Source organism: Streptomyces sp. NBC_01304, from assembly GCF_035975855.1.
Lineage (GTDB): Bacteria > Actinomycetota > Actinomycetes > Streptomycetales > Streptomycetaceae > Streptomyces.
Genome location: NZ_CP109055.1, coordinates 5708756 through 5722342 on the forward strand (window position 1 = coordinate 5708756; position 13587 = coordinate 5722342).

The following is a 13587-nucleotide window of genomic DNA, read 5'->3' on the forward strand; positions in this document are numbered from 1 at the left end:
TACTGCCCGGTACCCGACTTTCCTCAGGAAATCGGACTAACTAGGCTCAAGGGCATGTCAGCCCCCGCAGTACCCGAGGACCCGCCCCCCTTCCCGGAGCGGGACGTGACCGGCTCGGCCGCCGCAGAGCAGGCGGCGCGGAGCCTGCAGGCACTGCCCGAGGAGCTGGCCGCGCGCCTTCCGCAGCTGCTCGAGGCCATGGTCTCGGTCGGCAGCGGGCTGCATCTGCACACCACCCTGGACCGCATCGCGGAGACCGCCGCCAGCCTCACGGGCGCCAAGTACGCCGCGATCGGCGTGATCAACGACAAGGGCGACGGGCTCTCCGACTTCGTCACGCACGGCATCTGTGAGCAGGAGCGGGAGCTCATCGGCGATCTGCCCGACGGGCGCAGCGGGCTGCTCGGCGCGCTCATCCGGGACCCGGTCACGCTGCGGCTCGACGATCTGACGGCCGATGCCCGGTCGGTGGGCTTTCCGCCGAACCATCCGCCGATGCGTACGTTCCTCGGTGTGCCGATCCGGGTCGGTGGCGAGGTCTTCGGGAACCTCTATCTCACCGAGAAGCAGGGCGGCGGCGGGTTCAGCGTCTACGACCTGCACATGGTGAAGGTCCTCGCGACCGAGGCCGGGATCCAGATCGGCAACGCCCGGCTGTACGAGGCGACCCGGCAGCGCGAGCGGTGGATCGACGGCTCGGTGGCCGTCACCACGGCGCTGCTCTCCGGCGCCGACGCGGACGACGCGCTCTCGGTCGTCGCCGAACAGGCACGGAAGCTGGCCGACTCGGCGGTGGGCATGGTGCTCCTTCCGGCCGAGGAGGGCGGACTGGAGATCGTGGCGATCGCCGCTGACGGGCCGCCGCGCTCGCTCGGCATGGTGATGCCGCCCGAGTCGCCGGCGGTGGATCAACTGCTTGCCGGGGAGCCCGTGTTCATCGAGGACTCGGCCACCGACCCCCGGCTGACGACCGCGCTCGCCCAGCAGTTCGGGCCGAGCATGCTGCTGCCCCTGCACAGCGGGGGCCGGGTGCTCGGCGCCCTTGCCACGCCGCGGTCGCGTGGCGCGCAGCCCTTCACGGAGGCCGAGAAGATCCTGGCCTCGCAGTTCGCGGCGCAGGCGGCGCTCGCCCTGATGATGGCCGACGCCCAGCGTGACCGGGAGCGGCTCGCGGTCTTCGAGGACCGCGACCGGATCGCCCGTGACCTGCACGACCTGGTCATTCAGCGGCTGTTCGCCACCGGGATGATGCTGGAGAGCGCCCAGCGCCGGTCGGTCGTGCCCGAGGTGCAGGTCGGCGTCGGCAAGGCGGTCGACGAGCTCGACGTCACCATCCAGGAGATCCGCACCGCCATCTTCGCGCTCCAGCAGGGACCGGCGGAGGCGCCTTCCGGGCTGCGTACGCGCGTACTGCGGGAGATCAACATGGCCGCCGTGCCGCTCGGCTTCAAGCCCGCGCACCGCTTCCTCGGCGCCGTCGACAGCGTGGTCGGCGAGCTCACCGGCAAGAACCTCATCGCGGCCCTGCGTGAGGCCCTGTCCAATGCCTTCCGGCACGCCCGGGCCTCGCAGATCGAGGTCGTGGTCGACGCGTCCGTCGAGCTGCCGGACGGCACACCGGGCGTACGCCTCACCGTTGCCGACGACGGTGTGGGCATCCCCGAAGGCGGCCGGCGCAGCGGGCTGAAGAACCTCAAGCGGCGGGCCGAGTCGCTGGGCGGGGACAGCTGGTACGGGCCCGGGATCGGGGACGACGAGGGCGGTACGACGGTGGTGTGGCAAGCCCCTCATTGAGCCCCCCTGTTCGGCCCAGCGTCCGTGCGCCGTACGGGGCAACGGGCACCCGGATGCCTGCCGCATGCGGGCGCCGCGGGAGGTGGCGGGTCACGATCCGTAGATGCGCCGCGCCCCCCGCCACACCCTGCTCACGCTCGTGCCGGTCCTGTGCGCGGTGCTCGCCGTCGGGGGGCTCGGCGCACCTCCGGTGGCCGCCTCCGACGGGCCCGGCACCAGCGCCAAGGTGGCTCGCCTTTACGAGGACGCCGCGGCGGCGACGCAACGGTACGAGGCCGGCCGCCGTGCCGCCGCCCGGCAGCACGCCCGCGCCCGGAAGCTGGAGCGGCTGCTGGCCAAGGAGCGCCGCGAACTGCTCGCGCTGCACGAGGACCTGGGCCGGATCGCCCGCGCCCAATACCGCACCGGCGGCGATGTCTCGTACACCGCGCAACTCCTCATGGCGGACGACCCGGACGACCTGATGCGAGGTCAGCGCGCGGCCTGGCAGGCCGATCTGGCCCTGAACAACACGATCACCAAGACCCAGCGGGCCGCCCAGGCGCTCGACAGCGACGAACAGCGGGCGACCGCCGCCTGGCATGCGCTCGATCAGCGCAAGAAGCAGCTGGCCGGGTTGAAGCGGGGCATCGAGCAGAAGCTGGACGAGGCCCGGTGGACGCTGGAGGGGGAGGCCGAGCGGCAGGTCACCGCGGGGAAGTGCCGGGGTGCCGTACGCCTCGAGGAGACCGGACGGCGGCCGCGTGGGCCGTGGGTCGCGCCGGTGGAGCCCGGGGAGTACGAACTCTCCGCCGGCTTCGGCGGATCCGGCGAGCGCTGGGCCAACCGGCACACCGGGCAGGACTTCGCGGTCGGCATCGGGGCGCCGGTGCGGGCGGTGGGAGCCGGGCGGGTGGTGCGGGTGACCTGCGGGCAGGGGTTCGGGATCGAGATCGTGGTCAAGCACGCGGGCGGCAAGGAGAGGGGCGTCGGCAAGGAGGCGGACGTCTACTACTCGCAGTACGCGCACCTCGCGGCCGTGACCGTCGACCAGGGGGACAAGGTGCGCCCCGGGCAGTGGCTCGGGCAGGCGGGGACGACCGGGAATTCGACGGGGCCGCATCTGCATTTCGAGATGCGGCTCACGCCGGATTTGGGGTCTGGGGTCGATCCGAAGAAGTGGCTGGCCGAGCGGGGTGTGAAGCTCTAGCTCCGGCCCTGGCCGCTGCTGCGGCGGCGTCAACCTTCGAGGCCGGCCAGGATCTGCTCGATCACCACCGCGACCCCGTCCTCGTTGTTCGCCACGGTCCGGCCCGATGCCGCCGCGATCACGTCCGGGTGGGCGTTGCCCATCGCGTACGAAGTCCCCGCCCAGGTCAGCATTTCGACGTCGTTCGGCATGTCGCCGAAGGCCACCACCTCGGCAGGCGTGATGCCGCGTTCCGCGCAGCACAGGGCCAGGGTGCTCGCCTTGGAGACGCCCGGGCCGGCGATCTCCAGGAGTGCGGTGGGACTGGAGCGGGTGACCGAGGCGTGGTCGCCGATGGCGGTCCGGGCCAGGGCGAGGAAGGCGTCGGGGGTCAACTCGGGGTGGTGGGCGAGGAGTTTGAGTACCGGCTCGTCCGTGAGGTCCGCGTCCGCGGCGAGCAGCTTCTCGGCCGGGGCGATGGTGCCCGCGGCGTCGAACATCAGCGGCGGATAGGCGAGTTCGTGCTCGATGCCGACGGTGCGTTCCACGGCGAACGCCGTGCCGGGGGCGGCCGCGCGCAGGATGTCGACGACGGTCAGGGCCGTCTCGCGCTCCATCGGGCGGACCTTGACGAAGCGGTGGGCGCCGGGGCCGCCGTGCAGGTCGACGACGGCCGCGCCGTTCCCGCAGATCGCAAGCCCGTGGCCGTGTACGTGATCGCTGACGACGTCCATCCAGCGGGCCGGGCGCCCGGTGACGAAGAAGACCTCGACCCCGGCGGCCTCGGCTGCGGCGAGCGCGGCGATCGTGCGCTCGGACACCGACTTGTCGTCGCGCAGCAGGGTGCCGTCGAGGTCGGTGGCGATCAGCCGGGTCGGGCGTGCGGGGGCCGGGCCGACGGGGGCCGTGGGGTCGGCCGCGGGACGGTCGGAGGCCGAACGTCCGGTCTGTGGAGTCACGTCACGAGTCACGTCACCATGGTCCCGCATATGCCTGCACGGGCGTGCGGGAGGGTGCACATCTGAGTGCAGTGTGGCCCGTTCCGACCCAATCGCCCCAGGGGTTGCACGCCTCCTGCAGCAGTTAGCCCAGCTGCCCCGCGGCCTCGGTCGCGATCTGCTCGAAGACCTTCTGATCGGACGCGAACTCGTGGTCCGGGACCGGCCAGTGGACCACGAGCTCCGTGAAGCCCAGCTCGGCGTACCGGCCCGCGAAGTCGACGAACGCGTCAAGCGAGTCCATGGGGTGGTGGCCCAGCTGCTCGGCGAGGGCCGGGTTGAAGTCCGGGGTGAAGCCGGTGAGCAGGATCTTGTCGAGGTCGGCCACGTCCCGGCCGACCTCGGTGCAGGCCTTCTCCAGCTTGGCGAGCTGGCCGCGGACGGCCTCGACGGACTGCGCGGGCGCCTCGGCGGTCCCGGCCTCGTACAGCTTCGGGTCGCCCGTGGTCACCCAGGCCTGACCGTGCCGTGCGGCGAGCCTCAGGCCGCGCGGGCCGGTGGCGGCCACGGCGAACGGCAGCCGGGGGCGCTGGACGCAGCCGGGCATGTTGCGTGACTCGGTCGCCGTGTAGAACTCGCCCTCGTACGTGACGCCCTCGGGCTTGGTCAGGAGATCGTCGAGCAGGGGCACGAACTCGCCGAAGCGGTCGGCCCGTTCGCGCGGGGTCCAGGGCGCCTCGTCGACCCCCCGCAGCGTCGTCGCGTCCCAGCCGTTGCCACCCGCGCCGATGCCGAGGGTGATCCGGCCGCCCGCGATGTCGTCGAGCGCGACCAGGTCCTTGGCGAGGGTGACGGGGTGCCGGAAGTTCGGCGAGGTCACGAGGGTGCCGAGGCGGATGCGGCTGGTCGCCGCGGCGGCCGCGGTGAGCGTGGGCACGGCCCCGAACCAGGTGGTGTCCCGGAAGGTGCGCCAGGCCAGGTGGTCGTAGGTGTACGCGGCGTGGAAGCCGAGCTCCTCAGCGCGCTGCCACTGGGCGCGGCCGCCTTCGTGCCAGCGGTGGATGGGGAGGATCACGGTGCTCAGACGCATGGTGCAAGCGTACGTGGCGGGTGAGGGCCGTGCGTTTGAGCAGGTTGGAGGAGGTGGAGAGGCCCGTGCGGGCTGAAGGCGGGCGCCGGAGCCGGCCCGGCCCGGTGGGGGTCGGGCCGACTCCGGGTCAGTTGCCGGTGGACCAGTGCTTCAAGGTGGACTGCAGGCGCTGCACCATGCCACGGGCGTAGTCAGCGCCGTCCTGGTGCGGCTCGAGCTCTTCGATGACCCCGGTCAGGCGGGCAACCGCGGCATCCCGGAGGCCCACCTGGTCTTCCAGCCAGGCCGCACGGGTCAGGCAGGAGGCACGGTCCTGCAGGCCGGCCTCACCGAGCGTGGCGTACTCGGCGGCCGCCAGGTCGAACAGGGATATCGCTTCGCGGCACACCTCCGTGCGGTCCAGGGCCACGCCTTCGTCCTCCTCGTCGTACGCCTCCTCGTCGTCGTAGTCGTAGAGGATCTCGGCGAGCTGCTCCCAGGTCTGCGCCCGCTCATGGCGCAACCGGGGGTCGTCGGCGCCTTCCAGGACGGTCAGGGCCTCGTGCATCAGGGGGCGGGCCCGGGCCACGCCGGCGGCGGTCGGGTGGTAGCCCTCCTCGTCGCGGGTGCGCAGCCAGGCCAGGGAGCGCAGCACCCGGACCTCGCCGACGGGGTTGTCGCCCGCCTGCCGCCACAGTTCCAGGGCGCGCGAGTAGGCCGCCTCGGCCTCGTCGGTCCGGCCCGACTGGCCGAGTATCTCGGCGGCGCCATGGGCGAAGTGCGCCTGCGGGCGGGGGTCGTCCCAGCTCTTGGTGGTCTCGGCCGCGAGCAGATACTGCTCGGCCGCGCCCCGCAGGTCGTACAGGCCGCGCAGCAGGTCGCCGAGCAGCTCGCGGGCCTGCACGCCGAGCCCTTCGTCGAGCTCGATGAGGTCGGGCAGGGCGGACTGCAGGATCTCGGCGGCCTCGGCCGAACGGTCCGCCGCCGCATACGCCTTGGCCAGGACCAAGCGGGCCTGGGCGCCGCCGGTCGGGCCGAGTCCGGCCTGGTCGAACCAGTGGGCGGCGTCGAGGGCGTGGCCGGCGGCCTCCTCGGCCACCGCCTTCGTGACGCTCCCGCCGTCCCTCGCAGACTGGTCCCCCGCAGCCCCGCCCGCCGCAGCCCCGTCCTGCGTGGCCTCTTCGGCGCGGCGCAGCAGGACCTCCGCCAGGGTGAGCCGGATCGAGGCCTGCTCGTCCGGCGAGGTCAGCTCGGCGGCGTGGCCGAGTGCGGCGCGGGCGGAGACCTCGGCGTCCCGGCTGCGGTCCAGGCCGAGCAGCAGTCCCGCGCGCCGGGCCAGCGGTTCGGCGGCCTCCCAGGGGCGGTGGGCGGCGATAGTGCGGTCCGCCGCGGAGGCCAGGAGCTGCTCGGCCAGCTCCTGGTCGCCTTCGCGCAGGGCGCACTGGGCCAGCAGGCCCTCGGCGTCGGCGATCAGGACGGCCAGGTCGCCTGCGTGGTCGCCGCCGTCCTTCGCCGCGATGAACTCCGCCAGCTCAGCCGCCAGTTGGGACCGTCCCTCCAGCGCGCCGGAACCGCCCTCCGCGCTCTCGCCGTCCCGCAGGAACGCCTCGAAGCGGATACGGGTCAGCTCGGCGGAGGCGACACGTCGGACCCGATCCGGCTCGGCCGCCCCGTCCAGCGCCTCGGCCGAGCGGACGGCCGAGGCGAGGAGGGCCCGTATCTCCGCGGGCTCGGCCCCGAACTGGGCGGCGGCAGTGGCGATCCGCAGCTCCGCGAGGACGGCCCGGCCGTGCTGCCCCGCCGCCCGGTGTGCGTCCCGGCTCTCGGCGAACAGGGTGCGGCACTCCGGGTCACCGGCGAGTGCGGTGGCCAGGGCGCGGTGCTCCAGAAGGTCGGCGGCGAGGCGGAGGTCGGCCTCGGACCCGCTCCCGGCGAGGGAGGCGACCTGCTCCCAGACGGCGTGCGCACCGGGATGGCCCTGGTCCCGCAACGACCTTGCGCGCACGGTGAGTTCGGCAAGACCGACAACCGTCAGGCGCCCGGCGTCCCCGCCCGAGGTCTTCTCCGGGCCCGCCGTCTTCTCCGCACCCGACAGGAGACCGGTGCCGCGCCTCTGCCCGGGCACGCCCGAGCCCCCGCGCGCGCCGGAGGACGGCAACTGCGAGCTGCGTACCCCCAAAGGCAGTGCGTCGAGGAGCGGCTGCCGGGCTATCCGCTCCTCGAAGCGACCCGAGATGTGCGCATTGCCGTTCCGCGCGTCGAAGCGTGCCGCGATGGCCGACGCATCCGCGTACAGCCGGTCGTACAGCTCGCGCACGGTGCGCCCCGCCGCCCCCTGCAGCGGGACGGCGGGCAGGTCGCCGTGGCCGAGTTCGACGAGGCGGCGCAGGAGGACCAGGATGCCGCCGCTGAACTCCAGTTGGGCCTGGACGTCGGCGAGAGGCCGCAGATGGGCCGCGTGCTCGGCAAGGATCTCCAGGCCGCGCGGCTCATTGCCGGTCAGGGCGCAGAACTCGATGTGCTCGCCGATCTGGCGCAGCAGGCTCTCGTCGCCCCGGGCCAGGCGGTAGCCGCGCAGGTGGTGGGAGCGGGCCTCGGTGAGGCGGTCGAGCCGGACCAGGGGGAGCAGGGACTGGGCGAGGACGCGGTGCGGCTCCTCCTTGCAGGTGTTGCGGCCGGCGAGGACCGGCTCCCAGACCTCGATGGCCTCGCTGTCCTGACCCTTGAGCGCCTTGTAATAGCCGAGCTCGTTGATCTCGCAGGCGTGGCAGTCGCTCATCCGGTCGCGCTCGGCGGCGGCCCAGCCGGCCATCGCGACGTCGGCCCGCGCCAGGTCGCCCGTGGCATCGGCGAGGTAGAACTCGGCCTGACGCACCGTGCGTTCGCTGTATCCCGCGATCCGGTAGCGACGCTCCATGTCGACGAGCCAGCGCTCGACGGCCGCCACTGGGATGTCCGGGGTGTCGACGATCGAGCCCGTCACCCACTTGAAGTCCCAGAACAGGCTGTGCACTTCCCAGTCCGGGAAGGCCGCAGGATCGCGGTCGTACTCCTGAAGGAGGCGCGCGAACGGCACCGTCAGCTTGGTGCGCTCGGCGCTCCACTCATAGGCGTCGATCTGGGCGAACAGCGCGCGGCGGAGCAGCTCCGGCTCCCCGGAGCGCTCGGCGGCCGCGGTGAGTTCCTCCGCCCGTACGTTGCGCGCGGTGCCGTACGGCGCCTGGCCGTTCTCGGCCAGGCCCTCCTGGATCTCGGCCGGGGTCAGGGTGCTCACTGGGGGCCCTCCTCGGGGGACGTGGTCGGGTGGGTCGCCCATTCCAGAAGCCCGAGGAAGGCCCGGTTGAGCAGGGTGCTGTCGGCGGGGCGCAGCGGGCGCTGGGACATCAGCAGGGCCTGGCCGTAGAGCGATTCGATCGCCATGCCGGTCAGTTCGGCGTCCGGGAGGGCCGCTATCCGCCTGATCAGCGGGTTGTTGTGGTTCAGGACGAGCCTCGCGCGGGGTGCCGAACCACGCAGCGAGCCGAGGATGTCGCTCCACAAGGAGTCGGCGTTCTCCTGCGCGGTGGCCCGGTCGCGCTCCTGCCTGGCCTGCCGGTCGTCGAGGAACAGTGCGGGCACCGTGACCGGCTGGAAGGCGCGCAGCGAGACGTCGCAGTCCTGTGCGTCGAGCCGGGCCCGCGCGGTGGCGAGGAAGCCGGCCAGGGCGAACTCGGCCGCCGTGTCCACCGGGTCGAGCCGCTCCGTGACGGCGCCCGCGTCCAGTTCGCTGACCTTGATCCCGGGTCGGATGCCGGGGAGCAGGGCCAGCAGATCGGCGTCGTACGTGTACCCGGCGTTGATCACCCCGAGGCCGTGCGCCGCCGCGATGGGCGCGATCTGCCGGAACTCCTCGACGGTGCGCGTGAAGTGGATGTCCTGGTGCGCGGCGCTGAACTCCTCCAGGCTGAGCTGGCCGTCGCTGGTCTCGAAGGGCAGCCAGGGCAGCATCAGGTCGAGCAGCTCGGCGTCGTGCCGCGCGAGGGACTTCACGCCCAGGTGGTGCACGCGCAGGAACGCGGCAAGCCGCTCCGGCTCCCCCGCGGCCAGCTCGGCGAGCCAGTCCCGCACGCGCGTGCCGAGTGCTTCCCGTACGGCTGCCAGGGTGTCGTCGTCGTACAGGTTCTCCCGTGACGCCGTCGGCCGCAGGGTGTCCGTGTCGAGCACCGCGCGGACGAAGAACGCCCAGTCCGGCAGCAGGTTGTCCGCGTGGTCCGTGAGCAGCATGCCCTTGAGGTAGACGCGGTGACCCGCGCGGTGGGCGGGGCTGGTCGGCTCGGGCAGGACGTACGCGACGCCGCGTACACCCGCGACGGGCAGGTCGAAGTCGATGGTGTCGAGCGGGGTGAACCCGAAGGTCCGCGCGCAGTGCCCGGCCAGGGCGACACGGCGGGCGGCCGGGGTGGGGTGCTCGCGGTCCCAGACGGCGGGGCGGTCGGTGACCGGCTCCTCCTTGCCGTCCGGCCCGGTGAAGGTGATGTCGTACGGCAGCAAGGAGCCGAAGTCACGGGCAAGTTCGGCAACCCGCGCGGGTGTCATCCACTCCTCGGCACCGGGGCGCGGCTCCAGGTGGACGGTGGTTCCGGGCTCGGTCCTGGCATCCTCCGGCAACGTACGCACTGTGTACGAACCGTCGTCCGAGGCCAGCCATTCGACCGGCGGCGCTTCAGGGGTGCGGGCGGAGCGGGTGACGACGCGGATCTGGCGGGCGACCACGAAGCAGGCGAGCAGGCCGATGCCGAACTGGCCCAGGAATTCCTGCCGCGCGCTCTCCAGGCCGTGCTCGCCGCCGCGCTTGGAGCTGCGGCCGATGGTGGCGAGGAGGGTGTGCACCTCGTCCTCGGTCAGGCCGATTCCGGTGTCCTCTATGGAGACCGACGCACCGGTCGCCGCCAGACGGATGCGGATGACGGCCTCGGGGTCTTGGGTGCGGCGGGCGGTGACGGCGTCCACGGCGTTCTGCAGGAGTTCGCGTACGTAGACACGCGGGCTCGAGTACAGGTGGTGGGAGAGCAGGTCGACCAGACCGCGCAGGTCCACCTGGAAGGTGTTGGACGTGGCGTCGGAGTCGGTTCCGGACGGGGCGGAGGACGTCATGGGGTGTCACCTCGCGGCTCGCATGCAGCAGTTGACGATCGCGAGGTTCCCCCCTCACAGATCGCGAGTGAGAACAGCGTAGGGGGAGGCACTGACAATCTCCTCGGAAATTTGTCCGGGGCTGATTCCTGCCAGTTCCCGCCGACCGGACCGTTTCCGGACTGTTTCCTGGACACCTCTGTCGCCATTCCGAGATACGGAATACATTTTCCGCCATATCCCGATTCCTCGAGAGGAGAGCCCGTGCACACCCCTGCCCCGTTGGTCCGCAGAGCGGCCGCCGAACTGATCGGAACCGCGTCCTTGGTGGCCATCGTCGTGGGTTCCGGAATCCAGGCCGCCAAGCTCAGCCAGGACGTCGGCGTTCAGCTGCTCGCCAACTCCCTTGCCAGCGCGATTGGCCTGGGGCTGCTCATCGTGCTGTTCGGCCCGCTCTCGGGCGCGCATCTCAACCCGGTGGTGACGCTCGCCGACTGGTGGGCGCGGCGGCGCGCCGGCAACGGGCCGCGGGCCATGGAGGCGGCCACCTATGTAGGGGCGCAGCTCGCGGGCGCGGTCCTCGGGGCGCTGCTCGCCGAGGCGATGTTCGGGCGCGCGAAGGTGGCGTGGTCGACGCAGGAGCGGATCGGCGAACGGCTGCTGCTCGGCGAGGTCGTGGCCACGGCAGGGCTGGTGCTGTTGATCTACGGTCTGGCGCGGATCGGGCGGCCGCAGCTCGTGCCGGTCGCGGTGGCGGGGTACATCGCGGCGGCGATCTGGTTCACGTCGTCCGGCTCGTTCGCCAATCCGGCGGCCACGGTGGGGCGGGCCTTCACCGACTCCTTCACCGGGATCTCGCCCGCCTCGCTGCCGGGGTTCGTGCTGGCGCAGCTGGCGGGCGGGCTGATCGGACTCGGGCTCGCGGCGGTGCTGTTCGGGCCGTCGTGGGGGGATGACGCGGCGGAGCCCAGCGCGTAAGACCTCCGCGTAGGACCTGCGCGTAAGACCTGTGCGCGTAAGACCTGCGCGTCGGACCTGTCGGGTTGTTCGGGGGAGGCCTCGTTTTACACGGCTGTCTTGTGCGCTGCGTACGCTCCCACGTATGGGTGGGGATGTGGTGCTCGGCGCCTTACGTGCCGAGTCGGAGCGGCTGTACGAGCAGGTCAGCGGGTTGCCGGAGGCGGAGTGGGAGCGGCCGAGCCCGTGCCCGCCGTGGTCGGTGCGGGAGGTGTTCGCGCATCTGACGGCGGGGTTGGAGCGGGTGGGGGCGATGCTGGATGCGGCGCCTCCGGTTGCCGTGGGGGAACTCAGCACGGCCGTCGACCACTACGCGCAGGACGTTCGCTTCACCTGCACGCCGGACGGGCGGTCGGTGGAGCTTGCCGCTGATGTGGGGATCGATGCGCCACAGCGGTACGCGGCCGGCTTCGGGGACGGACGTGCGCTGGCCGAGCACTTCGACGGGGTGTGGCGGGCGGTGGTGGAGCGGTGCGCCGGGGAGCCGGCCTCGAGGGTGGTCGTCACGCGGCCCGGTGAGGCGATGCTGCTCGGCGAGTTCCTGCTCACGCGCGTCGTCGAGGTGTGTGTGCACGGCTTCGACGTGGCGTGGGGGCTCGGGCACGCGCCGTGGCCGAGCGGGGAGGCGGCCGCTGTGGTGTGCCGGCTGCTGCTCGGCCGGGAGCTGCTTCCCGGTGAGCTGGTGCTCGGCTGGGACCGTACGACCCTGCTGCGCAAGGCGACCGGGCGGCTTCCGATGACCGCAGTCGAGCGGGTGGCGGCGCGACGGGCCGGGGTGCGGTGGCTCACGCTGCGGTGAGCCGCGGGGCGGGTCCGCGGGGGCGGGTCCGTGGGGCTCGGGCCTGGAAGCGCGGGCACTCGCGCGCGTGGGGTTCAGGCCTGGAAGCGCAGGTACTTCGGCGGTACGGCGGCGGTGAGCCAGACGCCGTTGGCGCTGACCCGGAACTCGTGGCCGGCGCGGTGCATGGCTCCCGCGTCGACGCTCAGCACCACGGGGCGGCCGCGGCGGGCGCCGACCCGGGTGGCGGTCTCGCGGTCGGCCGAGAGGTGTACGTCGTGCCGGTTCATGGCCTTGAGGCCTTCGGTGCGGATCGCGTCCAGGTTCCGGGCGACCGTGCCGTGGAAGAGGTACGCGGGCGGGGTGGCCGGGGGCAGGTTGAGCTCGACCGCGATCGAGTGGCCCTGGTTGGCGCGGATCCGGTCGCCGTCGATCGCGAACCGCTGCTTGTCGTTCGCGGCGACCACGTGGTCGAGCTCGGCGCGGGTGAAGCGGAATCCGTGTGCGGCCGCCGCCGCGATGAGCGTGTCGATGCCGATCCAGCCGGCCGCGTCGAGGGCGAGGCCGATGCGCTCCGGCTCGTGCCGGAGATGTTTCGAGAGGTACTTCGAGACCCTCACGGTTCGTTGTTCGTTCATCCCGTCAGAGTGCACGGGAGGAATGAATTCCTCAATTTTTTAATGGAGTTAGGCATGATCCACAGCCAACCCCGGTTATCCACAGGCTAATTGAAAACTCTGTGGACAACTCCTTGGCAATTTAGGGGTGTTCGTCAACTTTTGAGGCATTTAGCGTACTTGAAGTGAGTGCGTCCAACGTCCGTGACTGCACCTCCCGTTCGGCGGCAGCCGCGATGAAGGCCGCGGCCTTGTGCGGACCAACCAGCCTGTGCACCGCCTGGATTGTTGTCGCGGGCAAGGCAACCGGAACCTCCTCGCTGGGCGGCTGCGGTGGAGTCGGTGCCCCGAGGTGCTGTTGGAGGTGACGGGTGGCGAACGTCCGCATCGCACGCGCCAGTTCGGCATCCACCGTCTGCTGGGCGAGCGGGCGCAGTCTGCGCACCAAGGTGGCCGCCTCGGCCGCCTCGTCGTCCGTGGGCGGCAGGTGACCGAGATAGCGGGCGAAGACATGCTCGGTCGTGAACTCCAGGAAGCGCGAGGCGATGTGCTCGACCTGGACCCTCAACTCCCGCAGATGGCCCGAGATCGCGCTCAGCGGCACCCCTGCCGCGTGCAACTCGACTGCCACGGCGAGCTCTTGGGGGCTGGGCACCAGAAACTCGTCGTCCCGGCCCGGAATCCGTTCCAGTACGCCGAGTTCGACCGCCTCGTCGACCGCCGCGTCATCCGGTTTTCCGCCGAACTTCTCGTCCAGGTCGGCCCGGGTGATCCGGTCCGCCTCCTCGTCCGTCCACGGCCGGTCGACCTCCGCCACCAGGCCGAGCACGCCGCCGAGGCCCCGGCCCGCGTCCCAGGCCTCGAGCAGCTCCTTGATGGAGGCCAGGGTGTAACCGCGGTCGAGCAGGTCGGCGATCTGCCGGAGCCGGGCCAGATGCGCGTCCCCGTAGACATTGGCCCGGCCGCGCCGCTCCGGGCGGGGGAGCAGCCCGCGGTCCTGGTAGGCGCGGATCGTACGGACCGTGGCGCCACTGCTGTGCGCCAGATCCTCGATGCGGTATTCGGTGACCGACCCCACGCTCCCCGCCCTTCGT

At 72.1% G+C, this 13587-nt stretch carries 10 protein-coding genes; 4 read left to right on the plus strand and 6 right to left on the minus strand.

Annotation, left to right across the window (positions count from 1 at the left end; all coding sequences use genetic code 11):
• The first annotated feature begins 54 nt into the window (after positions 1-54).
• On the plus strand, positions 55-1794 hold the full coding sequence (locus OG430_RS25310) for a GAF domain-containing sensor histidine kinase (RefSeq protein WP_327354886.1): 1740 nt from the start codon (positions 55-57) through the stop codon (positions 1792-1794).
• Positions 1795-1897: 103 nt separating this feature from the next.
• Positions 1898-2983 carry a murein hydrolase activator EnvC family protein gene (locus OG430_RS25315; protein ID WP_327354887.1) on the plus strand — a complete coding sequence of 362 codons (1086 nt, stop codon included), beginning with the start codon at positions 1898-1900 and terminating at the stop codon, positions 2981-2983.
• Positions 2984-3012: 29 nt separating this feature from the next.
• Here the strand turns inward: OG430_RS25315 and OG430_RS25320 are convergent, their stop codons facing one another.
• The 4 genes from OG430_RS25320 to OG430_RS25335 form a co-directional block, all read right to left on the minus strand.
• Positions 3013-3951, minus strand: a complete 939-nt coding sequence (locus tag OG430_RS25320; RefSeq protein WP_442816551.1) for a Cof-type HAD-IIB family hydrolase — start codon at positions 3949-3951, stop codon at positions 3013-3015.
• A gap of 94 nt (positions 3952-4045) precedes the next feature.
• Positions 4046-4990 carry an LLM class flavin-dependent oxidoreductase gene (locus tag OG430_RS25325; RefSeq protein ID WP_327354889.1) on the minus strand — a complete coding sequence of 315 codons (945 nt, stop codon included), beginning with the start codon at positions 4988-4990 and terminating at the stop codon, positions 4046-4048.
• 127 nt (positions 4991-5117) lie between these two features.
• A complete protein-coding gene (locus OG430_RS25330; protein WP_327354890.1) occupies positions 5118-8243 on the minus strand; it encodes a tetratricopeptide repeat protein in 3126 nt (1041 codons plus the stop codon).
• Positions 8240-10102 (minus strand): HSP90 family protein, encoded by a 1863-nt coding sequence (locus OG430_RS25335; RefSeq protein ID WP_327354891.1) that lies wholly within the window; start codon positions 10100-10102, stop codon positions 8240-8242. The genes OG430_RS25330 and OG430_RS25335 overlap by 4 nt, the downstream gene beginning before the upstream one ends.
• 243 nt (positions 10103-10345) lie before the next feature.
• Here OG430_RS25335 and OG430_RS25340 point away from each other — a divergent pair, with 243 nt between their 5' ends.
• Complete coding sequence (locus OG430_RS25340; RefSeq protein WP_327354892.1) at positions 10346-11059, plus strand: aquaporin; 714 nt, start codon at positions 10346-10348, stop codon at positions 11057-11059.
• 124 nt (positions 11060-11183) lie between these two features.
• Positions 11184-11897 carry a maleylpyruvate isomerase family mycothiol-dependent enzyme gene (locus tag OG430_RS25345; RefSeq protein WP_327354893.1) on the plus strand — a complete coding sequence of 238 codons (714 nt, stop codon included), beginning with the start codon at positions 11184-11186 and terminating at the stop codon, positions 11895-11897.
• Between the two features lie 74 nt (positions 11898-11971).
• On the opposite strand, the gene OG430_RS25350 is transcribed toward OG430_RS25345, so the two are convergent.
• The gene (locus OG430_RS25350) at positions 11972-12514 is read right to left on the minus strand and encodes an RNA 2'-phosphotransferase (RefSeq protein ID WP_327354894.1); all 543 of its coding nucleotides are present in this window, start codon (positions 12512-12514) and stop codon (positions 11972-11974) included.
• Positions 12515-12635: 121 nt separating this feature from the next.
• Complete coding sequence (locus OG430_RS25355; protein WP_327354895.1) at positions 12636-13571, minus strand: MerR family transcriptional regulator; 936 nt, start codon at positions 13569-13571, stop codon at positions 12636-12638.
• Between the last annotated feature and the right edge of the window lie 16 nt (positions 13572-13587).